Source organism: Lentzea sp. NPDC004782, assembly GCF_040609115.1.
GTDB lineage: Bacteria > Actinomycetota > Actinomycetes > Mycobacteriales > Pseudonocardiaceae > Lentzea.
In genome coordinates this window covers 59,638-81,818 of record NZ_JBEXJN010000038.1, presented here as the reverse complement: position 1 = coordinate 81,818, position 22,181 = coordinate 59,638, and the positions used below count along the sequence as shown (strand labels likewise).

Annotated in this window: 25 protein-coding genes; 10 read left to right on the top strand and 15 right to left on the bottom strand. The window is 70.6% G+C overall.

Annotation, left to right across the window (positions count from 1 at the left end; all coding sequences use genetic code 11):
- Position 1: 1 nt before the first annotated feature.
- On the top strand, positions 2 to 685 hold the full coding sequence (locus ABZV40_RS30555; protein WP_355449083.1) for a TIGR03089 family protein: 684 nt from the start codon (positions 2 to 4) through the stop codon (positions 683 to 685).
- Here the strand turns inward: ABZV40_RS30555 and ABZV40_RS30550 are convergent.
- The 3 genes from ABZV40_RS30550 to ABZV40_RS30540 form a co-directional block, all read right to left on the bottom strand.
- The gene (locus tag ABZV40_RS30550) at positions 666 to 1,082 is read right to left on the bottom strand and encodes a DoxX family protein (RefSeq protein ID WP_355449081.1); all 417 of its coding nucleotides are present in this window, start codon (positions 1,080 to 1,082) and stop codon (positions 666 to 668) included. The two genes, ABZV40_RS30555 and ABZV40_RS30550, sit on opposite strands and share 20 nt — an antisense overlap.
- A gap of 278 nt (positions 1,083 to 1,360) precedes the next feature.
- Positions 1,361 to 2,125 carry an META domain-containing protein gene (locus tag ABZV40_RS30545; protein WP_355449078.1) on the bottom strand — a complete coding sequence of 255 codons (765 nt, stop codon included), beginning with the start codon at positions 2,123 to 2,125 and terminating at the stop codon, positions 1,361 to 1,363.
- Between the two features lie 77 nt (positions 2,126 to 2,202).
- Positions 2,203 to 3,138 (bottom strand): hypothetical protein, encoded by a 936-nt coding sequence (locus ABZV40_RS30540; RefSeq protein ID WP_355449075.1) that lies wholly within the window; start codon positions 3,136 to 3,138, stop codon positions 2,203 to 2,205.
- 314 nt (positions 3,139 to 3,452) lie between these two features.
- On the opposite strand from ABZV40_RS30540, the gene ABZV40_RS30535 reads away from it, so the two are divergent.
- The 4 genes from ABZV40_RS30535 to ABZV40_RS30520 all read left to right on the top strand — a co-directional run bounded on the left by ABZV40_RS30535 (position 3,453) and on the right by ABZV40_RS30520 (position 5,457).
- Positions 3,453 to 3,779 (top strand): metalloregulator ArsR/SmtB family transcription factor, encoded by a 327-nt coding sequence (locus ABZV40_RS30535; RefSeq protein ID WP_355449072.1) that lies wholly within the window; start codon positions 3,453 to 3,455, stop codon positions 3,777 to 3,779.
- On the top strand, positions 3,776 to 4,255 hold the full coding sequence (locus ABZV40_RS30530) for an SRPBCC family protein (RefSeq protein ID WP_355449069.1): 480 nt from the start codon (positions 3,776 to 3,778) through the stop codon (positions 4,253 to 4,255). Before ABZV40_RS30535 ends, ABZV40_RS30530 begins: the two co-directional genes overlap by 4 nt.
- A gap of 190 nt (positions 4,256 to 4,445) precedes the next feature.
- Positions 4,446 to 4,622 carry a hypothetical protein gene (locus ABZV40_RS30525; RefSeq protein WP_355449066.1) on the top strand — a complete coding sequence of 59 codons (177 nt, stop codon included), beginning with the start codon at positions 4,446 to 4,448 and terminating at the stop codon, positions 4,620 to 4,622.
- 478 nt (positions 4,623 to 5,100) lie between these two features.
- Positions 5,101 to 5,457, top strand: a complete 357-nt coding sequence (locus ABZV40_RS30520) for a hypothetical protein (RefSeq protein WP_355449063.1) — start codon at positions 5,101 to 5,103, stop codon at positions 5,455 to 5,457.
- 56 nt (positions 5,458 to 5,513) lie between these two features.
- On the opposite strand, the gene ABZV40_RS30515 is transcribed toward ABZV40_RS30520, so the two are convergent.
- The 4 genes from ABZV40_RS30515 to ABZV40_RS30500 all read right to left on the bottom strand — a co-directional run bounded on the left by ABZV40_RS30515 (position 5,514) and on the right by ABZV40_RS30500 (position 9,216).
- Positions 5,514 to 6,677 (bottom strand): acyl-CoA dehydrogenase, encoded by a 1,164-nt coding sequence (locus tag ABZV40_RS30515; protein ID WP_355449060.1) that lies wholly within the window; start codon positions 6,675 to 6,677, stop codon positions 5,514 to 5,516.
- A gap of 78 nt (positions 6,678 to 6,755) precedes the next feature.
- Entirely contained in the window at positions 6,756 to 7,244 is a 489-nt protein-coding gene (gene purE, locus ABZV40_RS30510; RefSeq protein WP_355449057.1) for a 5-(carboxyamino)imidazole ribonucleotide mutase, read from the bottom strand.
- Positions 7,241 to 8,428 (bottom strand): 5-(carboxyamino)imidazole ribonucleotide synthase, encoded by a 1,188-nt coding sequence (locus tag ABZV40_RS30505; protein ID WP_355449054.1) that lies wholly within the window; start codon positions 8,426 to 8,428, stop codon positions 7,241 to 7,243. The genes purE and ABZV40_RS30505 overlap by 4 nt, the downstream gene beginning before the upstream one ends.
- A complete protein-coding gene (locus ABZV40_RS30500) occupies positions 8,392 to 9,216 on the bottom strand; it encodes a helix-turn-helix transcriptional regulator (protein WP_355449051.1) in 825 nt (274 codons plus the stop codon). The genes ABZV40_RS30505 and ABZV40_RS30500 overlap by 37 nt, the downstream gene beginning before the upstream one ends.
- A gap of 67 nt (positions 9,217 to 9,283) precedes the next feature.
- Here ABZV40_RS30500 and ABZV40_RS30495 point away from each other — a divergent pair, with 67 nt between their 5' ends.
- A complete protein-coding gene (locus tag ABZV40_RS30495; protein ID WP_355449048.1) occupies positions 9,284 to 10,042 on the top strand; it encodes an NAD(P)-dependent oxidoreductase in 759 nt (252 codons plus the stop codon).
- Here ABZV40_RS30495 and ABZV40_RS30490 read toward each other — a convergent pair.
- The 4 genes from ABZV40_RS30490 to ABZV40_RS30475 all read right to left on the bottom strand — a co-directional run bounded on the left by ABZV40_RS30490 (position 10,000) and on the right by ABZV40_RS30475 (position 13,087).
- Complete coding sequence (locus ABZV40_RS30490; protein WP_355449045.1) at positions 10,000 to 10,998, bottom strand: hypothetical protein; 999 nt, start codon at positions 10,996 to 10,998, stop codon at positions 10,000 to 10,002. The two genes, ABZV40_RS30495 and ABZV40_RS30490, sit on opposite strands and share 43 nt — an antisense overlap.
- Positions 10,995 to 11,789, bottom strand: coding sequence for an ABC transporter ATP-binding protein (locus ABZV40_RS30485; protein WP_355449042.1), 795 nt, complete (start codon positions 11,787 to 11,789; stop codon positions 10,995 to 10,997). Before ABZV40_RS30485 ends, ABZV40_RS30490 begins: the two co-directional genes overlap by 4 nt.
- The gene (locus ABZV40_RS30480; protein ID WP_355449039.1) at positions 11,786 to 12,166 is read right to left on the bottom strand and encodes a GntR family transcriptional regulator; all 381 of its coding nucleotides are present in this window, start codon (positions 12,164 to 12,166) and stop codon (positions 11,786 to 11,788) included. The genes ABZV40_RS30485 and ABZV40_RS30480 overlap by 4 nt, the downstream gene beginning before the upstream one ends.
- 153 nt (positions 12,167 to 12,319) lie before the next feature.
- Positions 12,320 to 13,087, bottom strand: coding sequence for a GGDEF domain-containing protein (locus tag ABZV40_RS30475; RefSeq protein ID WP_355449037.1), 768 nt, complete (start codon positions 13,085 to 13,087; stop codon positions 12,320 to 12,322).
- A gap of 139 nt (positions 13,088 to 13,226) precedes the next feature.
- Between ABZV40_RS30475 and ABZV40_RS30470 the strand changes: the two genes are divergently transcribed.
- The 3 genes from ABZV40_RS30470 (at position 13,227) to ABZV40_RS30460 (ending at position 16,615) form a co-directional block, all read left to right on the top strand.
- The gene (locus tag ABZV40_RS30470; protein WP_355449035.1) at positions 13,227 to 15,440 is read left to right on the top strand and encodes a sigma-70 family RNA polymerase sigma factor; all 2,214 of its coding nucleotides are present in this window, start codon (positions 13,227 to 13,229) and stop codon (positions 15,438 to 15,440) included.
- Positions 15,441 to 15,573: 133 nt separating this feature from the next.
- Entirely contained in the window at positions 15,574 to 16,152 is a 579-nt protein-coding gene (locus ABZV40_RS30465; RefSeq protein ID WP_355449123.1) for a GtrA family protein, read from the top strand.
- Positions 16,082 to 16,615, top strand: coding sequence for a GtrA family protein (locus ABZV40_RS30460; protein ID WP_355449032.1), 534 nt, complete (start codon positions 16,082 to 16,084; stop codon positions 16,613 to 16,615). Before ABZV40_RS30465 ends, ABZV40_RS30460 begins: the two co-directional genes overlap by 71 nt.
- 1 nt (position 16,616) lies before the next feature.
- On the opposite strand, the gene ABZV40_RS30455 is transcribed toward ABZV40_RS30460, so the two are convergent.
- Together ABZV40_RS30455 and ABZV40_RS30450 are read right to left on the bottom strand one after the other, a co-directional pair.
- On the bottom strand, positions 16,617 to 17,891 hold the full coding sequence (locus ABZV40_RS30455; RefSeq protein ID WP_355449029.1) for an ATP-binding protein: 1,275 nt from the start codon (positions 17,889 to 17,891) through the stop codon (positions 16,617 to 16,619).
- Complete coding sequence (locus ABZV40_RS30450; RefSeq protein WP_355449026.1) at positions 17,891 to 18,565, bottom strand: response regulator transcription factor; 675 nt, start codon at positions 18,563 to 18,565, stop codon at positions 17,891 to 17,893. The genes ABZV40_RS30455 and ABZV40_RS30450 overlap by 1 nt, the downstream gene beginning before the upstream one ends.
- Before the next feature lie 31 nt (positions 18,566 to 18,596).
- Here ABZV40_RS30450 and hisN point away from each other — a divergent pair, with 31 nt between their 5' ends.
- Positions 18,597 to 19,376 carry a histidinol-phosphatase gene (gene hisN / locus ABZV40_RS30445; RefSeq protein ID WP_355449023.1) on the top strand — a complete coding sequence of 260 codons (780 nt, stop codon included), beginning with the start codon at positions 18,597 to 18,599 and terminating at the stop codon, positions 19,374 to 19,376.
- Here hisN and ABZV40_RS30440 read toward each other — a convergent pair.
- Complete coding sequence (locus tag ABZV40_RS30440; RefSeq protein WP_355449020.1) at positions 19,357 to 19,617, bottom strand: hypothetical protein; 261 nt, start codon at positions 19,615 to 19,617, stop codon at positions 19,357 to 19,359. The genes hisN and ABZV40_RS30440 overlap by 20 nt on opposite strands.
- Positions 19,614 to 22,181, bottom strand: coding sequence for a glycohydrolase toxin TNT-related protein (locus ABZV40_RS30435; protein WP_355449017.1), 2,568 nt, complete (start codon positions 22,179 to 22,181; stop codon positions 19,614 to 19,616). The genes ABZV40_RS30440 and ABZV40_RS30435 overlap by 4 nt, the downstream gene beginning before the upstream one ends.

The following is a 22,181-nucleotide window of genomic DNA, read 5'->3' as shown; positions in this document are numbered from 1 at the left end:
CGTGAGCGTGACCGAGATCCTCTTCACGCCGTTGCTGAAGGCCGATCCGGGTCGTCCGCTGATCACGCACTTCGACGACGCGGCGGGCACGCGGATGGAGCTGTCCCGCGCGACGGCCGCGAACTGGGCGGCGAAGACGGCGAACTGGCTGCGGGACGAGCACGACGTCGAGCCGGGTGACCCGGTGGCGGTGCTGCTGCCCGCGCACTGGCAGACGGCGGGCCTGCTGCTCGGCGCGTGGTGGTGCGGCGCCCGCGTGGTCGGCGCCGGCGAGCGCGCTCGGGTGGCCGTGGTGCCGCCGGGCGGCACGGCGGACGCGGACGTCGTGGCGGTCGCGTCGCTGGACGTCTGGGGCCGCGGGGCCGGAGCTCCGGTCGACTACCTGGACGACGTGCGTGCGCACGGCGACGACTTCACGCCGTGGTCGCCGATCGAGGGTTCGACGCCCGCACTCGGTGAGTCCACTGTGGACGAGGTGGTCGCGCAGGCGCGTGAGTTCGGCGCGAAGCTGGGACCCGAGCCGCGCGTGTTGTCCACTTTGGAGTGGGATGTGCCTTCCGGTGTGCTGGAAGGGTTCCTGGCGGTGCTGGCGGCCGGCGGCTCGCTGGTGCAGGTGAGCAATCCCGACGCGGGCCGCCTGGCCGCGCGCCGGGACAGCGAGAAAACTACGCTGCAGCTGGGTTGAGCACCTTGTTGTTCTTGAACAGCACGCGGTCCAGCGCGTAGGCACCACCGTTGAAGCCGAGCGCGAGCGCGGCCGCACCGAGCACCACGACGAGCTCCGAGCCGCCCTGACCGAGCAGGCCGTTCGGCAGGTGCACGAGGAACAGCGCGCCGAGCATGTCGACCGCGAGCAGCAGGCCGGCGATCGGCAGCGCGACCCCGGCGATCAGCGCGAGACCACCGGCGAGCTCGACGGTCGCGGCGAACGCGGCCGAGACCGAAGGCAGCGGCACACCCATCTTCTCGAACGACGCGCCGGTGCCGGCGAGACCCCACTCGGTCCACTTCTGCCAGCCGTGCGCGACGAACACGATGCCGATGCCGATCCGGCCGATGAGTGCGGTGACGTCCTTCACCATGGTGACTGCTCCCCGATCCTGTCGTTCCACCGTCAGTCGTTCAACTTCGAACCAAATCTAGTACAGATTTGAACGACCTCACGAAAACGAGAGGAACCCAACAGCGAATCCACAGGTCCTCACACGGTGGACAACCCGTACGTCGTGGTGCGGACGGGTGGCGAGCACCCCGAGGTCTTCAGCACGAACCCGAGGTGGGAGCGCACAGACCTGCGGCACGGACGTCCCGAGCCCTTCGAGGCAGGCCGGGTCGCGCTCCGCACGCGCCCGGCCCGTTGCTACTTCCGCAACTGGACGCCTTCGCCCTTGGCGTTCGTGAGGGTCAGCGAGCCGCGGTCGATCTTGTACGTGACCTGGCCTGCCAGCACGCCCAGCATCGCCCTGTCCGCCGCCATCTCGTCCGGTCCGCACGCCTTGTAGGTGACGGAAACCGAGTCGAACGCGATGGTCTGACCGTCCACTTTGTACGATCCGGAAGCGTTGTTGCAGCCGGTGAACGCGGTCATCTTGCCGTCCTGGAACTGCAGCGTGGCCGGCACGCCACCGGGGACCGACGACACCGCGTCCGCCTGGATGAGGCTGGTCAGTTTCCAGGTCCCGCCTTCGAGCTTCGCCGGCGCCTCGGCCGACAGCACGATCTCGGTGTTCGGCCCGGTGACGACCAGGTTCGCGCCGTCGAGCTTCCACGACGGTGTGGCGGAGAGCAGCTTCGTCAACCACTCGTCCTGCTTGTGCAGGTCGGGACTCGGGCATCCCATGGCGGTGCTGCTGAGGTCGGCCACCGCGAGCTTGCCCCCGTCGAGCGTGACCGGGCCCTGCATCATGTTGCAGCCGGCATTGGCGATGAGTCTGCCGTCCTCGGTGAAGTTCAACTCGATCACCGTGCCCTCGACCAGGGCACGCGGCTCGCCCTGCTCGGTGACCGCCGTGGACTTGAACACTTTTCCCCGCACGTCGTTCCCCCCAAGCCCTGCGGACCTGTTGCCGCACCCGGTGGCCAGCAGCGCGACGACGATGACGGCGACGAGAACTCGGTAGCTCATGCCGTGAGGACGGAACACGGGGTCTCCCGGGTTGCCCGAAGGCCGGGTGCACGACCCGGCCTTCGGGAGATTCGACGTCACGGGGACAGGGACTCCGCGAAGTCGTAGAGGCTCTTGATGTCGTTGTCGAAGTACGGCCCGTCCATGACGTTCGCGTCGGAGTGCCGGTGGCTGACCACACTGTTGATGTAGCCCAGCCCGTTCTGGTCGTTGTACTCCTGCAGCCACGGACCGCCGCTCGAACCGCCGGTCATGTTGCAGGCGATCTCGACCTCCTGCCCGTGCGGGTGGTAGGTCGTGCCCTGGCAGTAGTACTGCAGCTCACCGGTGAACGGCGGTGCGGCCGGGTAACCCAGCACCGTCACGTACACCGAGTAGCCCCAGTTCCAGCGCAACCCGTTGCCACCCACGACGTTCACGATCGAGTTGCCGCCGCTGGTCTGCATGATCACGATGCCCATGTCCTCGTCACTGCTGCTGGAGTTGACCCAGGCAGTGCGAGCGGTGAGCTGGTACGCGTACCACGTACCGAAGGGGCGCGCGCCGTTGCGGTAGCGAGGCACGAACACCCAGTTGGTCATCCACTGGCCACCGGCACCGCCGTGCACGCAGTGCCCCGCCGTCTGGACCAGCTTCTTCTTGCCACTGTTGACGGTCGCGGCCGAGCACACGTAGTTCAGGCCGTTGGCCGGGTTGGTGAAGAACACCTTTCCGACCGTCTGCGACTCGTTGAGCATCGTCCCGACGTCGCCCTGCGCCTGCCGGTTCTGGACCTTCACCGACGGCGCGGCGCCGTCGATGCTGCCCGCACGACCCGAGGGCTGGTGTGCGGACGAGGCCTTGACCGTGGCAGGACCTTCGGCGGGGATGGCGGCGGCCATGCGCTCGGGCGTCCAGTACGCCTCCGCCGCGGCAGCCGTCTGGATCTTGTTGTCGGACGTTCTGGCCAGGCTGGCCGAGCTGCCGTTCGGTGCCGCCTGCGCGGTCGGCACGAACACAGAAGCAGCCAGCACGAATCCGAACGCTAATGAAACAGTTTTTTTCGCTCTCATTCGAAATACCCCATTTAAAGAGGGTCAACTTGCGGCTTTGCGAACGTAGCGAGGCGCTGACCTGCTGTCCAGCACCGTCTTCCAAGTTGCTCTATTCAGCAGAACTCCCATTCCACACCTGCCAGAAAAAGGTCCGTCCGGGCCATTTCTCCAACAAATGTGCAGAATCGGAAAGCGTTATCCCGAACGTCGATCTTGAAGTCGGGGCTTGACAGGCGGCCGCATGTACGGCTTACTTAACCCAACGGTTAGATAACCAAGTGGTTAGGTACGAGATGGACCAGCTGAGCGCCACCTTCGCCGCACTGGCGGACCCGACCCGCCGGGCGATCCTCGCGCGGCTCACCGAGGGTCCCGCGACGGTGAAGGAGCTCTCCGAGCCGTTCGACATCAGCGGCCCGGCGATCTCCAAGCACCTGCGCGTGCTGGAGAAGGCAGGCCTGATCACCCGTGGCCGGGAAGCCCAGTGGCGCCCCTGCCGGCTCGATGCGACACCTCTGCGCGAAGTGGCCATGTGGGCCGAGAACTACCGCCGCTTCTGGGATGCGAGCTACGCGCGCCTGGACGCACTCTTGACCGAGATGAAGGAGAAAGAGCAATGAGCACCGTCAAGTTCGGCACCACCGTGACGCTCCCGTCCGACACCGAGATCGCGATGTCCCGCACGTTCGACGCGCCCGCCACCCTGGTCTGGGAAGCGTTCACCACGCCTTCGCTGCTCCGCCGCTGGCTGCTCGGCCCCGACGGCTGGGAGATGCCGATCTGCGAGGTCGACCTGCGCGTGGGCGGGAAGTGGCGCTACGGCTGGGCTTTGCCCGACGGGTCCGGCGCGTTCGAGATGCACGGCGAGTACACCGAAGTCACGCCCCACTCCCGGATCGTGAACACCGAGCACTTCGAGGACAACCCGCCGGCCGTGACGACCGTGGAGTTCGTCGAGTCCGGCGGGCAGACGACGATGACCACGACGATGCGGCTGGTGTCGCAGGAGGCCAGGGACGCGGTGCTGGCGACCGGGATGGCCGACGGTGCCGGACGCAGTTACGAGCGGCTGGGCGAGGTGCTGGCCGCGCTGTGACCCGTTCAGCGGAGTGATCGCGGTAGCCGAACCGGCGATGCTCCGCGTGACCGATCGCGCGGAGGTGCCCGCTCGGGGAGACGATGTCCTTCCTGCTGGTACTGCTGGTACTGCTGATCACCCTCGTTGTCGCGCAGGTCGGACTGTCCGGTCGTCGCGGCGAACCGCCAGGCGCGCGGAAACCAGGAGCATGACCGCGGTCGAGGCGGCGAAAGTCGCGATCGTCACCGCCACGCCCCACCGGCAACCACATCCCGCCGACATCGAACGGGGACGGATCCGCACGTTCCTGATGCTGGACGAGACCTCGGTCATGAGCATGTACGGCCAGACGCCGCAGGCCGCGGCGGAAGCTCGGATCCGCTAGGTCGAGCGGGGTGTGCATCGCGAAGGATCGTTCGGGTTGAGCGGTTCACCGGTCGAAGCGGTAGGCAGGCGTTCCGGCATCTCACCACGAGCTCGGAGCTGACCCAGATCGACTTGACCCGGTCAACACTGGACCCCGCGGTGCACGGCTACCTGAAGATCAAGGCGTCGTTCCGGATCACCATGGGAGCAACGACATCACCATGTCGACCGATGGAGTGAGGTGTTCGTTTCCCCGATCGCGTGTCGCGGGCTCCGCGTCAGCCGCGTTCGCCGACGGCGAGTCCATCACCGCGATCCGCTTCGGCCGCGCAGCACGTTGGGAGGACGGCACGTTGGTCGTCCTCCCCATCGCCCTCCACCTCGCCTAGCGTCGTCTACTTCGGACACTTGTTGGTCCGAATTGGACAGAGCGTAGTCACCGACCGTGGTCACGGTTCCCCCGATAGAAGAGGTTTGACGCGGTTACGTTCAACCACATGAGACGACTTCTCACGGCTCTGGCCCTCACGCTCAGCTTCGTCGCGCTCTCCACCCAGCCCGCCACCGCCGCGACAGGCACCCGCTGGCTCGTCGCGCCGTGCGCCCCCGGCACGAAGGCGTTGTGGCTACCGCGCGTCGACAAGTTCGGCACGGACCTGAACTGCGCGACGGAGCAGGCGCGGGCGGCGGCGGTGAAGGCGGCCGTGGACAGCGGCAGCCCCACGCGGATGATGAACGTCGCGCTCGCGTTCGCCCAGCAGATCTCCGACAAGTCGTTGACGGCGGACTCGCCCTGCGTACTGGGGGCCAAGGGGGCGATCGGGGAGGCGTTCGGCACCTGCGTGGCCGCCTAGCAACGGCGAACGGCCTGGAGGCGGGGCCTCCAGGCCGTTCCACATGCCGTGCGGGCTCAGCCGTTGAGGATCGCGCGCGACATCACGACGCGCTGGATCTGGTTCGTGCCCTCGTAGATCTGCGTGATCTTCGCGTCCCGCATCATCCGCTCGACCGGGAAGTCACGCGTGTACCCGGCGCCGCCGAACAGCTGCACCGCGTCCGTCGTGACTTCCATCGCCACGTCGGAGGCGAAGCACTTGGCGGCAGCGGTGATGAAGCCGATGTTCGGCTCGCCGCGCTCGGCCTTGGCCGCGGCCACGTAGACCATGTGGCGGGCCGCCTCGATCTTCATGGCCATGTCGGCGAGCATGAACTGCACGCCCTGGAAGTCCGAAATGGACTTTCCGAACTGCTTGCGGTCCTTGACGTACGCGACGGCGGCTTCCAGGGCGCCCTGGGCGATGCCCACGGCCTGCGCCCCGATCGTCGGGCGCGTGTGGTCCAGGGTGCGCAGGGCCGTCTTCAGGCCCGTGCCCGGCTCGCCGATGATCCGGTCGGCGGGGATCGTGCAGTTCTCGAAGTAGATCTCGCGGGTCGGCGAGCCCTTGATGCCGAGCTTGCGCTCCTTCGGGCCCACCGAGAAGCCCGGGTCGTCCTTGTGCACGACGAACGCCGAGATGCCGGCGGACTTCTTCGCGGCGTTGGGGTCCGTCACGGCCATGACCGTGTACCAGGAGGACTCGCCGGCGTTGGTGATCCAGCACTTGGTGCCGTTCAGCACCCAGTGGTCGCCGTCGAGGACCGCGCGCGTGCGCATGGAGGCGGTGTCGGAGCCCGCCTCGCGCTCCGACAAGGCGTAGGACGCCATGGCCTCGCCGGAGGCGATGGACGGCATGACGAGCTGCTTCAGCTCCTCGGAGGCCGACAGGAGGATCGGCATGGTGCCGAGCTTGTTGACGGCCGGGATCAGGGACGACGAACCGCAGACGCGGGCGACCTCCTCGATCACGATGCAGGTGGCGACGGAGTCCGCGCCCTGACCGTCGTACTCCTCGGGCACGTGGACGGCCGCGAAGCCCGCCTTCACGAGGGCGTTGTGGGCTTCGACGGGGAAGCGCTCGTTCTCGTCGACCTCGGCCGCGAACGGCTTGATCTCCTTCTCGGCGAGCGAGCGGACGGCCTCTCGCAGCGCCTCGTGCTCCTCGGCGAGCTGGTAGGTGCCGAAGCTCGGGTTCACCTTGTTACCTCCGGGTAGCGAGTACTCGGCACGATGTTAGCGCCCGTTCACCACGGGCGCCGGTGTGCTGTTCAGCACTCAGAGGGACTTCTGCAGCGCCGCGTCCTTGTCTAGTACGAGCTGCTCGAGTTCCGCCTGGAAGCGGGCCATGCGCTCCTGCAGCTGCACGTCCGACGACGCCAGCATGCGGACGGCCAGCAGGCCCGCGTTGCGCGCACCACCCACTGAGACCGTGGCCACCGGCACGCCCGCCGGCATCTGCACGATCGACAGCAGGGAGTCCATGCCGTCGAGGTACTTCAACGGCACCGGCACGCCGATCACCGGCAGCACGGTGGCGGAGGCGACCATGCCCGGGAGGTGGGCCGCGCCGCCCGCGCCGGCGATGATCACGCGAAGGCCGCGCGAGGCAGCGGAGTTCGCGTAGTCGAGCATGCGCTGCGGGGTGCGGTGGGCGGAGACGACGCTCACCTCGAACGAGACGTCGAACTCGGCGAGCGCCTCGGTGGCCGCCTTCATCACCGGCCAGTCCGAGTCGCTGCCCATGATCACGCCAACCTGAGTCACTCCGCGCTCCCGTGAATGTCGTATCCGTCTGACCAAACGCCGGTGGACAGCCAGTCGGCGGCCAACCGCGCGCGCTGACGGACCTCGGCCATGTCGTTGCCGAGGAACGTCACGTGGCCGACCTTGCGGCCCGGCCGTTCCTCCTTGCCGTAGAGGTGCACGTGGGCGTCCGGGAAGCGCGCAAACAAGTGGTGCACGCGCTCGTCGGGACCCATCGCGGGCGGTTCGGACGCGCCGAGCACGTTCGCCATCACCACGGCGGGCGCCATCAGGTCGGTGCGGCCCAGCGGGTAGTCCAGGACGGCGCGCAGGTGCTGTTCGAACTGGGAGGTGCGCGCGCCCTCGATCGACCAGTGGCCGGAGTTGTGCGGGCGCATCGCGAGCTCGTTCACGACGACGCCGTCCGCGGTCTCGAACAGCTCGACGGCCAGCACCCCGACCACGCCGAGCGCGTCGGCGACCTTCAGCGCCAGCTCCTGGGCCGCCGCGCCGTCCAGCGCGGGCGCCGGCGCCAGCACCTCGACGCAGATGCCCTCGGACTGCACGGTCTCGACGACCGGCCACGCCGCGCCCTGCCCGAACGGTGAACGCGCGACCACGGCCGCCAGCTCACGGCGCATCGGCACGCACTGCTCCACCATCAGCGGCGTCCCGGCCTCCAGCAGCTCGGGCACGACCAGCTCGGCGCTGTGCGGCTGGTTCAGCATCCACACGCCACGGCCGTCGTAGCCGCCGCGGATCGCCTTGAGCACGCACGGCCAGCCGTGCGCGGCGCCGAACTTCAGCACGTCGCGCACGTCGTGGACCTCGGCGAACGGCGGCACCGGCAGCCCCAGCTCGGACAGCCGCACGCGCATCTTCAGCTTGTCCTGCGCGTACTGCAGCGCGTCCGGACCGGGGTGCACCTTCACGCCCTCGGTGACGAGCGCGCGCAGGTGCTCCTGCGGCACGTGCTCGTGGTCGAACGTGACGACCTCACAGCCCTTCGCGAACGCGCGCAACGCGTCGAGGTCGGTGTGCGTGCCGAGCACCACGTCCCGCGCGACCAGCGCGGCGGGGTCGTTCTCGGAGACGGCGAGCACGCGAAGCGACTGGCCGAGCGGGATCGCGGCCTGGTGCGTCATGCGGGCGAGCTGTCCGCCGCCGATCATGCCGACGACGGGGAGACGGGTACGGGAGTCCACGGTTCAGGCATCCTACCTGCGGCTTCTTCCGCGCTCGCGAGCAGAGCCAGCCGCCGCGCGGTGACGCTGCCCTCAGGTGCGGTGTGGATCACGAGCCGCTGGTCGTGCTCCGGCGCGCCGAGCACCTCGCAGTCGAACTCCAGCAGGCCCGCGACCGGATGCCGCAACCGCTTCCGCGCCGACCGGCGCACCGCCACGTCGTGCTCCGCCCACAGGCGGGCGAACAGCGGGCTCGCCATCAGCTCGTCGGCCAACGCCTGCGCGGCAGGCCGCCTGGCGACCGTGGCCCTGAGGTCGGCCACGTGCGCGCGGGCGACGTCCTCGCGGTCCTCCTCCGGGATCCGGCTCTCGTCGCCCAAGAAGAACGCCCTGAACACGTTCCTGCCGACGACCTCGCCGAACACCAGCTCGGCCCGCGGGGTCGCGGCCAGCACGTCACCCACGTCGGAGATCACCACCGCGAGATCGTCCCGGAGCCGGTCGAGCAGCAGCCGGACACCAGGCCGGACCGACGGTGAGGCCGGTTCCTCCGGCACCGCCTCGCCGGCCAACCGGAACAGGTGTGCGCGCTCGTCCGCGTTGAGCTCCAACGCGCGTGCGATGCCGTGCAGCACCGACACCGACGGATGCGGGCCACGGGCCTGTTCGAGGCGTGTGTAGTAGTCGACGGACATGCCCGCTGCCGCCGCGATCTCCTCCCGGCGGCGGCCGGGCGTGCGGCGACGTCCGTTGCCGATGGGTGCCATCCGCTCACGGCGGCTGCGCAGGAAGCCGGCCAGGTCACGCATGCCACCACCGTAGCCGGGTATCGACTGTCCCTGGCTGGGTGCGGAAGACGCGAACACGCTGGGACACATGAAGATCGCGATGACGGGGTCGACCGGACGGGTCGGCAGCAGGCTCCTGCCACGGCTGCGGGAGCTGGACCACGACGTGCGCACGTTCGCCCACCGGCTGGAAGACGCCGGGGCGGTGGAGGAGTTCGTGGCAGGCGTGGACGCGGTGGTGCACGTCGCCGCCGCCCTCCGCACGAGCACGGACTTCGAAGGCGTCAACGTGCACGGCACGCGAGCACTCGCCGAGGCCAGCGAGAAGGTGCCGTTGTTCGTCCACATCAGCACGAACCTGGTCTACCCCGGCGGCCTCGGCAGGCCCGCGACCGAGGACGACCCGACCGGCCCGGACGCGGCGTTCGGCGACTACCCCCGCACCAAGGCGCTCGGCGAGCAGGCGGTGCGCGAGACCAGGGAGGCCGCGATCCTGCGCCTGGCCTTCGTCTACGGCGACGGCGACCCGCACCTGGAGGAATCGTTGCGGTGGGCCGCGAAATGGCCCGGACACCAACGGCTGCACATGGTGCATCACGCAGATGTGGCGCAGGCGGTCGCGAAGGTCCTCGACGCCGGTGCGAGCGGGATCTTCAACGTGGCGGACGACAGTCCCACCACCGCCGTCGAACTGCACCTGCTGAACGGCCTCACCCCCAGCGAGACCGTTCAGCAGGACTTCGACCCGTGGCACGGGATCGTGTCGACGATCCGCGCGCAACGGGAGCTCGGCTTCCGCCCGCGCTACCCGTCGGTCTGGGCGGCAGCGGTTTCCGGCGCGCTCTGAGCGGTCTCGGCGGTCTCGGTGCTCTCGGCCGCCGGAGCGCTCTCGGCCGGCGGCGCGCTCTCGACGGGCGGCGGCTCGATGCGGCGGTGGCGCCGGGACGGCTTCCACCCGCCGCCGAGCCGCAGGATCCGGAACGTCAGCGCGAACAGCACCACGGCGAGCAGTGCGAAGACACCGAACTCGATGAAGCGGAAGGCCGTGATCCGCTCGATCGGCTGGAAGTCGACGTACGTGCCGACGGCACCGCCCTCGCGGCGCATGCAGCTGTTCGGGTTCGCGAACTTCGCGCACACCTCCGGTATGCCGATCGGGCGCAGGTCGGAGTCGACGAAACCGGTGCGGATCTCCAGTGCGTCCGCCGGGGTCACCGGGGTGCTGTCCCAGCGGGCGATCGTGCGGCTGGTCGGCAGGTAGTGGTCGCGCAGCAGCACGGACACCAGCACGCGGGACATCGTGTAGAAGACCAGCGTCGCGGCGATCGCGGTCACCACGTGCCTGCTGAGCAGGCCGATGAACACGCCCAGCGCGAGGCCGAAGAGCGCGTAGCCCATCTGCACGGCCGGATTCGCCTCGAACGCCGACCACGTGCGCTGCGAGCCGACGTGTCCGTCGCCGAGACCGACGAGCAGGCCCAGCACCGCGGCCAGCACGGACAGCACGATCACCTTGCCGCGCAACCACTTCGCGGGGGTGACGTCCTGGCCCCAGGCCACGAAGTAGGTGCGTTCCTCCAGTTCGCGGGCGATCAGCGGGGCGCCCCAGAACATGCCGATGACGGCACCGAACACCAGCTGCACCATGAGCCCGTAGAAGCCGCTCATCGGCATGGAGTCGAACGACGCGTCGTGCGAGGACTCGGCGTAGATGAGGGCGTACGCGGCGAGCAGGGCGAGGACCGCGGTGCCGATGATGGTCCAGCGGTGCTGACGCCAGGTCAGCCAGACGAAGTCCTTCACGCCGCACGCTCCAGGTGCGCCACGACCAGTTCCTCCAGCGTCACGTACCGCGCGGTCCACGGTTCGGCGACCTGCGTGCCGCCGGAGCGCACGAGGTAGGACGACTGCGACTTGCTGTGCTTGGCCAGCACCACGGGTCCTTCCACCGGTGAGGTCGAGTCACGCGGACCCGTGTAGAGAACGTGCTCTTCCAGCAGTTCGTCGGTGTCGCCGTCCACGATCAGGCGGCCGTCGGAGAGCAGCAGCAACCGGTCGGCCACGCCACCGATCTCGGCGACGACGTGCGTGGAGAAGATCAGCGTCATGCCGTTGTCGTTGACCTCGGTCAGCAACTCCCGCATGACCTTCCTGCGCGCCAACGGGTCCAGTTCGGACAGTGGTTCGTCGAGCAGCAGGACGTCCGGGCGGGAACCCAGTGCCAGCGCCAGGGTCACGTGGGTGCGCTGGCCGCCGGAGAGATCGCCGATCTGCAACCGGCGCGGCACCCTGAACCTGGTGAGCCACCCGTCGGCGCGATCGTTGTCCCAGACGTCGTTCATGCGGCGGCCGAACTGCAGGACGTCGGCCACCTTGAAGGTCTTGTACATCGGCTTGTGCTGCGGCACGTACGCCACGCGGCCCGCGATCGACGCGTGCCCCGACTCCGGCGGCAGATGACCGGCCAGCACGTTCAGCAGCGTCGACTTGCCGGAGCCGTTGGCCCCCACCAGTGCGGTGACGCTGCCCGGCGGCAGCTCGAAGGAGACGTTCCGCACCGCCCACTTCGACACTTCGGCCGCGACCACGCTCATTGCGCTCCCCCACTCAGCACCTCGCGCAGCAGCGCGTAGATGTCCTCGTCCTCCAACCCGGCGGAGCGTGCCTCCGCGACCCAGCCGGCGAGCTTCTCGCGCAACGGGTCGAGGTCCTCGGGGGCGGCGGACCCCAGGGACGCCTTGACGAAGGTGCCGGAGCCCTGCCGCGCCTCGACGAGGCCGGCGAGCTCCAGCTCGCGGTAGGCCTTGAGCACGGTGTTCGCGTTCACGCCGCTGGTCGCGACGACGTCGCGGACCGTCGGCAGCCGATCGCCCGGTTGCAGCCAACCGAGCCTCATGGCCTCCCTGACCTGCCGCCCCAGCTGCAGGTACGCGGGAAGACCGCTGCCGCGATCGACGTGGAACTCGACCACAGACGCTCCCCAGATTGTTCTACTGAACTAAGACACTAGAACAAGTCTGCGGTTGTTGGGAAGCGCACGCGGGGAGCTTTCGTGCGCTCCTGGCGCACGGAAGGGCCCCGCGTGCGGTGGGGAACGGGGAGCACTTGGGCGCGGGACAGGGGGTCAGCGCCCGAGCGAGGTCAGGAGTGCGCGTGCCTCGTCGTAGGTGTCCGGGAGGCGTTCGGTCCAGACCTTGGCGGGACCGACCGGACGGACGTTGGGGTCGTCGGCGAGGCGGTCGGCGGCCAGCACGCGCAGGTTGGAGATGCGCCGGGCGAGCAGCTCGTCACGGCGCACCAGGACCGCGGCCACGCACGGGCCGAGGGTCGCCAACGTCTCGCCGCCGTCGAACACGGTCCGCAGAGCGTCCGAGACGAGGGTCATCGCGACGACGCGCGACCAGCCGGAGGCGCGGTGCACGTCCAGGCGCAACAGCACGAGCGCGTAGTCGAGCGGCGCGACCGGCGTCTCCCGGTACACCTCGCCGAGACGGGTCCGCAGGTACGCGGCCGTCGCCAGCCCGGTCAGAGGGTCCTCGGCCGCGCAGTCGCCGGCCTGCTTCGTCACCACGTCCGCCCATCCCAGCGCTGTCATGCGCAGCATCCGTGAAGGGAGCGCGTCGACGTTCGGCGACACGATGTGCGACGCGTCGGTCAGCACGGCGTGCAGCGCGGCCAGGTCCAGCAGCGTCTCGCTCAGGCCCGCTCCGGCCTCGGCACGCGCCCGGCCCAGCCGGATCAGCGCGTCGCCGGGGTCGGCGTCCTCCAGCATCGCCGCGCACACCTCGTCGACCTCGGCGAGCGGCCAGTCTGCGGGGAACGCCCAGCCGGCGGCCATGGTGGCGGTGCGCCACCTCGACTTCAGCAGGCGTTCCGCTTGTGCGACACCCACCCGGTCTCCCTTCAGCTCTCCCGATTCCAGGTGGGAGACGCAGTCACTTCCGGTTCGTGACGCAACCCGCGCGGGGGATTGAGATGACTCCATCCGGCGTCGTGCGTCACACTGGGCGCCGCGAGGAGGGACACGAGACTTGGCGACCGTTCCTGCAGACGTCCAGGGGCCCAGCGACGCGGAACTGATCGAGTCCGTGCGCGGAGGGACCATCGACGCCTACGGCCAGTTGTACGAACGGCACGTCTCGGCGGCCTACAACCTCGCCCGCCAGTTGGCCCGCTCGCAGGCCGAAGCGGACGACCTGGTGTCCGAGGCCTTCGCGAAGGTGCTGGACACGCTGCGGGCCGGTCGCGGCCCCGACTCGGCGTTCCGCGCCTACCTGCTCACCGCCCTGCGCCACACCGCGTACGACAAGACCCGCCGCGACAAGAAGGTCGACCTCACCGAGGACATGACCGAGGTCGCGCCCGCCGTGGCGTTCAGCGACACCGCGGTGGCCGGGCTGGAGCGCTCGCTCGCCGCCCGCGCGTTCGCCGCCCTGCCGGAACGCTGGCAGATGGTGCTCTGGCACACCGAGATCGAGGGCCAGTCGCCCGCCGAGGTCGCCCCGCTGCTCGGGCTGACGGCCAACGGCGTGTCCGCGCTCGCCTACCGCGCCCGTGAGGGCCTCAAGCAGCAGTACCTGCAGATGCACCTGGCCGAGACGGACGCGGAGCGCTGCAAGGCGACCGTCGACAGGCTCGGCGCGTGGACCCGCGGCGGCCTGTCCAAGCGCGAGGCGACGCAGGTCGAGGCCCACCTCGACGAGTGCGGCCGCTGCCGTGCGCTGGCCGCCGAGCTCGCGGACGTCAACGGCGCGCTGCGGATCTTCGTCGCACCGCTGGTGCTTGGCGTGGGTGCCACGACCTACCTGGCGGTCGCGGGCACGACCACGGCCGTCGTCGGCGCGGGAGCGGCCGCCGGTGGCGCGGGTGCGGTCGGTGCCTCGATCCCCCGCCAGCTCATCACGCTCGGCGGCTCAGCGGCCGCCGTGGCCGCCGCCGTGGTGATCGCGCTGACCGCGGGCAGCGGCGACCAGCAGTCGCCGCAGGTCCAGGCCGCCGAACCGCCACCGCCCGTGATCACCGCGGTCCAGCCGCCTTCCCCGAAGCCACCACCGCCTCCGCCTCCGGCGCCGCAGCAGCCGACGCCCCCCGCGCCGACGCAGACGCCGTCCCCCACGCCCACGCCGCCGTCCACGCCTCCGACGACCCCCGCGCCCGAGCCGACGCCGCCACCGGCCTCGCTGACGCCGACGACGCCCAGCGGGTTCACGCTCACGCCCGGCGAGGAGCCCAAGGACTTCCCGATCACCGTCCGCAACACCGGCGGCACCGCGTCCCCGCCCGCGAGCATGGTGCTGAACCTGCCCCCTGGCGTGCTCTCGACCGGCGGCCCGGCGTCGTTCACCGCACGCCTGCTGCAGCCGGACGGGTCCACCGACCAGACCGTCAACTGCCCGGCCGGCAGCGGCACGATCACCTGCACGACCCCGCAGGGCATCGCGCCCGGCGGCCAGGCGACGTTCCTCTTCCGCCTGCGCGCGACGCAGGACGCCCAGCCCGGCACGATCACGGGCACGATCTCCGCGGGTGCCTCGATCTCGGTCAACGTCAGCGTCGAGGTCAACGTGCCGCCGATCAACGACGACATCGAGCTGACCGTGTCGACGTGGCACGAGGTCTACTGGTGGCACCCGCGCGTCAACGTCACGGTGCACAACAAGGGCCCGCGCGCAGGCACGCTCAAGGTGCAGGTGTCGTCCGAGCACGCCACGTTGGCCACTCTCTGCCGCGAGTGCACGCAGACCGACAGGCACTCCGTCCAGTGCGTCACAGAACTGGACAAGGGCGCCGAGTACGAGATGTCGGTGTGGGCGTTCCGGCGTCCGCACCATCCGGATTCGATCGAGGTCACCGCGTCGCTGGGCAGCGCGACGAAGACCGTGAAGGTGCCCTTGAAGGGGTGGCCGGGCCACCCGCCGGTCGACGACCTGCCGAAGCCGCAGCCACCTGCACCGGATCCGACCACCGTGCCCGCGCCGACGACGACCACGCCGCCGGTGAAGCCGACGAAGCCGGTCGAGCCCACGAAGCCGGGCACCCCGACCTCGCCACTGCCGCTGCCGCTGCCGACCCCGGACCTGCCGCCGGTGCTCCCGCCGTCGACCGGCTCGCCGACGCCGTCCGTGCCGCCGTCGACCACGGTGCCCACCGCGCCGCCGAGGTCGGAGGAACCGTGCCAGCCCAAGCCAGGGCTGCTCCCGTGGTTGATCCCCGATCTGCTGGGAAGGCCGTGCGTCCGGAGTTGATCAAAAGTTGATCTTTATCCATTACTGAACGTGCAGGTCAGGTGCCTCTGAGTGGAGTTCGGTAACACCCGGAGGCAAGCGCCGTTACCTTGATCCGTAAGCTGGCGCGGTGCTGCCAGTCGTTCGCCGGGCCATGAGCCGGTTGCCAGAACCACTCCAGTTCCTGCTGCACAAGCACCGCGAGATGATCCGCTTCGCAGTGGTCGGCGGCACAACTTTCCTCATCGACAACGGCGTCTGGTACGCGCTGAAGCTCACCGTGCTGACCGACAAGGTCGTCACGGCGAAGGTCATCGGCGTGCTGGTGGCGATCATCGCCTCGTACGTGCTGTCCCGCGAATGGTCGTTCCACACCCGCGGCGGTCGCGAGCGCCACCACGAGGCCGCACTGTTCTTCCTGGTCAGCGGCCTGGGCGTGGGCATCAACATCCTGCCGCTGTACGTGTCGCGGCACCTCATCGGCCTGCAGGCGCCGTTCGTCTCGGCGCTGACCGAGGAGGTCGCGGACTTCGTCTCGGGCTCGATCATCGGCATGCTGCTCGCCACCGGCTTCAAGTTCTGGGCGATGCGCCGCTGGGTGTTCCCGGACGCCGGCGCTCGTCCTGACCGGCGCGTTCACCCGATCTCCGTAGACTCACCTCGTGTCCCTAGCCGAAACAGTGGTCTCCCGGTTTCCGGAGCCGATCCGGTCGATCGCGCTGAAGCATCGTGAGCTGGTGAAGTTCGCCCTGGTCGGGGGCACCTGCTTCGTGATCGACACGGTCCTGTTCTTCGGGATCAAGACCGTCGTCCTGCCGAACAACCCGGTGACCGCGAAGATCATCGCGACCCTGGTCGCCACGATCGTGTCGTACGTCCTCAACCGGGAGTGGTCGTTCCGCACCCGCGGCGGCCGTGAACGGCACCACGAGGCCGCACTGTTCTTCCTGGTCAACGGCATCGGCATCGTGCTGAACTCGGCACCGCTGTACGTCGCGCGGTACCTGTTCCACCTGCAAGAACCGCACGTGTCGCGGCTGACCGAGGAGATCTCGGACTTCCTGAGCGCGCAGATCATCGGCACGCTCATCGCGATGGCCTTCCGCTGGTACGGCTACAAGAAGTGGGTGTTCCCCGAGGAGAACGCACGCGGGCGGCGGCCGTTGGACGAGGAAGAGGCCCTGGGCCACTCGTGACCTACCGGGGCGTGCCCGGCGCCTTCCACGGGATGCCGACCACGTCCTGAGCCTTGGGCACCGGCAGGAAGACCGCGAACGTCGCCGGCCGCGCCGTCGACAGCTCCAACCGGCCGCCGTCCGCGTCGACCAGCGCGCGAGCCAGCGCCAGGCCCACGCCCGTCGAACCGCCGCCGGACACACCGCGCTCGAAGATGTGCGCGGCGAGTTCGTCCGGCACGCCCGCGCCGCCGTCGCTGACCTCGACCACGACCGTGCCGTCCTCGCCGCGGGCCGACACGAGCACCGAGCCTTCGCCGTGGCGCAGGGCGTTGTCGAGCAGCACGCCGATGGCCTCGCGCAGGCGGGCCGGGGTGGCGCGGGCGAGCAGGCCGTCGGGCACTCGGACGCGGATGGCCCTGCCCTGGCTCTTCAGCTGTTCGCGCCACTCCTCGGCGATGGCGTTCAGGGCCGGCCGGAGCTCCAGCGGTTCGGCGCCGACGGCTCGGGCCGCGCGAGCGGCGGCGAGGAGCTCGTCGAGGACGGCGGCGAGGCGTTCGGCCTGTTCGAGGGCCGCACGGGCCTCGGCCGCCGTGTCGGGTTCGGGGTGCTCGGCGAGGGCTTCCAGACGCAGTTGGAGGGCGGTGAGGCGGCTGCGGAGCTGGTGGGAGACGTCACCGACCAGCTCGCGTTCGCGCTGGACCAGCCGGGCCAGCGCGGTGGCGGAGGTGTCGAGGGCCTCGGAGACCGCGTCCAGTTCGTCGATGTTGTAGCGCTGGCCGTCCTCGCGGAAGTCACCGGCACCCAGGCGGGACGCGCGGGCGGCGACGTGGCCGAGCGGACGGGCAAGCGTTTGCGCCGTCACCAGGGCGACGACCGTGCCGGTGCCCACGGAGAGGCCGAGCAGGAGCAGCACCAGGCCCGCCACCTGGGCCTGGGTGGTGCGCATCGGGTCCGACGGGATCTCCAGCCGGACGGTGCCCTGCTGGGCGATCGGCAGTTCGACGGTCAGCGGGTCCTCGCCCGGTGAGGGTCCGGTGACGGTGGTGGCACCGCCGGAGATCACGGTGAGGCGTCCGCCGGTCGGGATGGCGATCCGGACGGCCTCGATGTTGAGGCCCTGCCGGTTGGCGAGCTGGTCGTCGAGCTTCGTCGCGATGCCCTGGGCGCGGTCGGTGAGGTCACCGCGAGCGTTGTCCTCGACGAGGGTCAACGCGGAGTAGCCCAGCGGAAGGCCGAGCACGATGCCGGTCACGGCGACGGCGAGCAGGATCGCCCGCAGGATGCGGCGGCGCATCAGTCAGCGTTGAAGCGGAAACCGCGGCCGCGGACCGTGGCGATGCGCTTCTCCGCCGAGTTCGGGGTGCCGTCACCGAGTTTCCGGCGCAGCCACGACATGTGCATGTCGAGCGTCTTGCTGCCCTTCATGTCCGGGTCGTTCCACACCTCGGAGAGGATCTCGTCGCGGCTCACCACCTGGCCCGCGCGCTGGATGAGCACCTTGAGCAGCTCGAACTCCTTGTTCGCGAGCTGGACCTCGCCGCCGTCGACCGTGACGCGGCGGGCGGCCAGGTCGACGCGCACGCCGTTGACCTCCAGCGTGCCCGGTGCGCGACGGCGGAGCAGGGCCCGGATGCGGGCCATCAGCTCGGCGAGGCGGAACGGCTTCGCCACGTAGTCGTCCGCGCCCGCGTCGAGCCCGACCACGAAGTCGACCTCGTCGGCGCGCGCCGTGAGCATCAGCACGGGCACGCCCCTGCCGTTCTGCCGGAGCCGGCGGCACACCTCCAGACCGTCCATGCCGGGCAGTCCGAGGTCGAGCACCAGGAGGTCCACCCCTCCCGCGATCGCCGCTTCCAGGGCACTCGGTCCGTCACCGACGACCTGCACCGAATAGCCCTCCCGCGTCAACGCGCGGGAGAGCGGTTCCGCGATGGCCGGGTCGTCCTCGGCCAGCAACACCACGCTCACGGCCCCAGCGTATTCGTGCAACGATCGCTGCGTGTCACGCCACGATGCTGATCTCGAACTCGCCCTCCGCCTCGCCGACGCCGCCGACGCGATCACCGCGACCCGATTCCGCGCCCACGACCTCGCCGTCGAGCGCAAGCCGGACCGCACCCCCGTCACCGATGCCGACGTCGCGGTCGAGGACGCGGTCCGCGCGGTGCTGGCCGCCGAACGACCGGACGACGTCGTCATGGGCGAGGAACGCGGCGGCACGCTGGACGCCTCGCGCGTCTGGGTGCTCGACCCGATCGACGGCACGAAGAACTTCCTGCGCGGCGTGCCGATCTGGGCCACGCTGATCGCCCTGGTCGTCGACGGCACGCCGGTCGTGGGCGTGGTGTCGGCGCCCGCGCTCGGCCGCCGCTGGTGGGCCGCCGCGGGCGGGGGCGCCTTCGCGTCGGACGCCTCCGGTGAGCGCGCGATCTCCGTGTCCGGGGTGCGCGAACTCGAAGACGCGTACATCTCCACCACGGACCTGAAGACGTGGGTGGAGCACCACTCGCGCGAGGCGTTCCTGCGGCTCGTCGACGCGACCTGGGAGAGCCGCGCGTTCGGCGACTTCTACCAGCACTGCCTGGTCGCCGAGGGCGCCATCGACCTCGCGCCGGAGGCCGTGGCGAACCCGTGGGACATCGCCCCGTTCCAGGTGCTGGTGACCGAGGCGGGCGGCCGTTTCACGTCGCTGTCCGGCGAGGAGCGCTACGACGGCGGCGACGTGCTGACCTCGAACGGCCACCTGCACGAGGCAGCGCTCAAGCTGTTGGCACGGTGAGGGTTCCGCGCGCGACCTGAGCCCACGCCAACCGTCCGAAGAGGTAGTGGCACGCCACGCTCTCGTCGTCGAAGCGGGCCCAGTCGTACCGGTTGCCCTGCTCCTGCCAGAACACCTCGACGCCCTTGCCGTCTTCATCGGCGAGGAGGCACCAGCGCTGGTCCGCCTCCTCGCCGATGCTGACGACGTCGTCCGGCACGCCGATCTTGGTCAGCCACTCGGGCAGCGTCTCGACGTTCATGCGGTGATCTCCGTGAGGTAGCCGAGCGCGACCAGGTCGGCGACGGGGTAGGTGGTCCGGTAACGGGCGCCGCCGCCGGGCTGGCCGAACCACGGCGCGCTGATCGTGCGGTGAACGGGCAGGTCCCTGGTGACGCGGTACCGGCGGTAGCCCTCGTCCGCGGCCTGCGGCGGCAGCGAGCGCTCCTTGAACGGCGTGCCCGCGGCGGACAGGACCCGGCCTTCCGGCGTGCCGAACCGGTCGATCTCGGCGCCTGCCCTGAGGATCTCCGGCCGGCTGTCCTCGTAGCCGCCCTCGCGTTCGACCGGCCAGTGCGGGGTGCCGTCCTCGTTCTCGAACAGGCTCGCCCAGTCGCGTTCGTGCATGCCCGCCAACGGGTCGTAGCCCGCCAGCAACTCCTGCACGATCGGGTGATCCTTGCCCAGGCCTTGGGACTGCTCGGCCGCCTGCGGGAACGACGTGTCGACCAGGTCGGCCTGCGGGTGGTCCTGCGGGGCGAACCTGGGGATCACCTGCTGCGGGTCCTCGGGCGCGGGCGCGGGGAGCTGCCTGGCCGGCTTCGGGGCGAGCCGCGGGGCCTGGCCGGTGCCGACGAAGATCGCCATGAACCAGCTGCCGACCGCGGCCGCGGTGTAGGTGTGGCGGGCGATGTCGAACGCCGCACCGGTGCCGCCGGACAACGCCTGGTCGCGGTGGTCGAGGCGGTCCAGGCGGTCGGTGAGGGCACCGCCCTGGTGGCTGCCGAGATCGGCACCGGCCATCGGGGCGGGCGTCGCGGCGACGGTCTCGCCGGACTGGTGGGTGCCGCGCTCGTCCGGGCTCCAGGCGGGAGCTCCGTCCCTCAGGGCGTCGAGGGCTTCCTTCGACAGGTCCTTGGTGTCCTTGGCGCCTGCCTGAGGCTGGCCGGAGGCCTGGTTGCCGCCTTGGCCCGGCGTCTGGCCCGCGGCCTGGCCGCCGGACTGGCCCGGCAACTGGTTGCCGGACTGGCTCGCCTGGCCTGCCACCGCCTGGCCGGCCGACGCCACCGCGCCCGGCACACCCGTCTTGGCCGCCGGTCCGGCCTGCGGACCGCCGGACCTGGCCTCACCGAGCCTGGCGTCGGCGGCCTTGCCGCCCTGCGGACCGGACTGACCCTGCTGTCCGGGCGTCTGCTGACCCACGACCGCGCCGACCTGGGAACCCGTCGCGGGCGCCGCCGACGCGACACCACCGACAGCGCCACCCACGGCTCCGCCGACAGCACCGACGGGTCCGACACCGCCACTCACCGGGCCGCCCACGGGTCCGCCCATCGGGGCACCGCCACCGAGCGGGCTGCCGCCGAGGGACGGGCCGGACGGAGCGGCCGGAGCCGCGGGTGCGGCGGCGGCAGGTCCGGCGACCGGCTGGCCGTGCATCTCGCCGCCGCGGACCAGCGGCTGGTCGAGGACGGCCGCCGACGCCTGGGTCGTGCCCTCCGCGACCGGACCGAGGGTGCCCTGAACGCTCGGAATGGCCTCCGCCACCTGATGCACGACGGGCTGGGCGACCTGACCGGCCGTCTGGGCCACGTCGGCGACCAGACCGGGCACCAGTCCCTTGCCCTCGCCGCGGCCGGAGCCGTCGGGGCCCTCGACGCGACCAGGTCCGTCCGCGCGACCGGGGCCGTCGGCAGGACCGTCGAAGCGACCGGGGCCGTCGTTGTGGTTCCCGCCGTGGCCCTGGCCGTCGGTCACCGCACCGACGACGTCACGGCCACCGGGCACCGCGTCGGCCACGGGCTGCACCACAGGAGCAGCCGCGTCGACCACCGGCGCCACCGGAGCCGTCGCGGCGTGCACGACAGGCGCGGCCGTGTCCGTCACGGTGTGCGGAGCCGTCGCCGCGTGCACGACAGGCACCACCGGAGCCGTCGCCGCGTGCACGACGGGCGCGACCGCGTCGGTGACCGGCGCGACCACCTGGGCGACGGGCTCGACCACGCCACCGACGACGTTCGTGACCGGCGACAGCAAGCCGCCGCCACCACCGGGGCCGTGCGCGCCCGGTGCGGTGTTCACCGGCGGCGTGGCCTGGCTCATGTCCACGCCGCTGTCCAGGCGGACGGCCGACGACAACGTGTGGTGGAGGTTCGCGACGTTGGCCGCGGTGCCTCGGGTGAGGGTGTCGAGGCCGAGCAACGCGGTGGGGTTGCCGGCCTTGGCCGAGGCGTTGGCGGCGTCGTTGTTCTTGGCGAGCGTCACCAGCTCGCGGACGATCTCGACCTTCGCCGCACCCACCTGCTGGGCGGCGTGGTCGAGCCGGTCGGCGGCGGCGTGGCAGCCGCGCGCGGCTCGTTGCAGGTCGCCGTCCGGGGCCACGACCTTCGCCCAACGCCCGCGCGCGGCGTCGCCGGTCGCACCGGTCACGCCTGCCAGCGCGCGGTTGGCGGCACCGTCGGAGGAGGTGCCCAAACCCTTGATCTTGTCGCCCGCCTCGCGCCACGCGGCGGCGCTGGAACGCATGGCGTCCTCGTCCGCCTTGGGCCACGACACCCCGGCCTTGGCGGCGACCTCGGTCAGTTCGACGGGAAGCTCGATGCCCAT

Bases quoted from the DNA above. Each gene is read 5' to 3' on its own strand.
- ABZV40_RS30550 (WP_355449081.1), bottom strand. From the start codon at position 1,082: ATGGTGAAGGACGTCACCGCACTCATCGGCCGGATCGGCATCGGCATC.
- ABZV40_RS30545 (WP_355449078.1), bottom strand. From the start codon at position 2,125: ATGAGCTACCGAGTTCTCGTCGCCGTCATCGTCGTCGCGCTGCTGGCC.
- ABZV40_RS30535 (WP_355449072.1), top strand. From the start codon at position 3,453: ATGGACCAGCTGAGCGCCACCTTCGCCGCACTGGCGGACCCGACCCGC.
- ABZV40_RS30530 (WP_355449069.1), top strand. From the start codon at position 3,776: ATGAGCACCGTCAAGTTCGGCACCACCGTGACGCTCCCGTCCGACACC.
- ABZV40_RS30525 (WP_355449066.1), top strand. From the start codon at position 4,446: ATGACCGCGGTCGAGGCGGCGAAAGTCGCGATCGTCACCGCCACGCCC.
- ABZV40_RS30520 (WP_355449063.1), top strand. From the start codon at position 5,101: ATGAGACGACTTCTCACGGCTCTGGCCCTCACGCTCAGCTTCGTCGCG.
- ABZV40_RS30500 (WP_355449051.1), bottom strand. From the start codon at position 9,216: ATGCGTGACCTGGCCGGCTTCCTGCGCAGCCGCCGTGAGCGGATGGCA.
- ABZV40_RS30495 (WP_355449048.1), top strand. From the start codon at position 9,284: ATGAAGATCGCGATGACGGGGTCGACCGGACGGGTCGGCAGCAGGCTC.
- ABZV40_RS30485 (WP_355449042.1), bottom strand. From the start codon at position 11,789: ATGAGCGTGGTCGCGGCCGAAGTGTCGAAGTGGGCGGTGCGGAACGTC.
- ABZV40_RS30465 (WP_355449123.1), top strand. From the start codon at position 15,574: ATGAGCCGGTTGCCAGAACCACTCCAGTTCCTGCTGCACAAGCACCGC.
- ABZV40_RS30455 (WP_355449029.1), bottom strand. From the start codon at position 17,891: ATGCGCCGCCGCATCCTGCGGGCGATCCTGCTCGCCGTCGCCGTGACC.
- ABZV40_RS30440 (WP_355449020.1), bottom strand. From the start codon at position 19,617: ATGAACGTCGAGACGCTGCCCGAGTGGCTGACCAAGATCGGCGTGCCG.
- ABZV40_RS30435 (WP_355449017.1), bottom strand. From the start codon at position 22,181: ATGGGCATCGAGCTTCCCGTCGAACTGACCGAGGTCGCCGCCAAGGCC.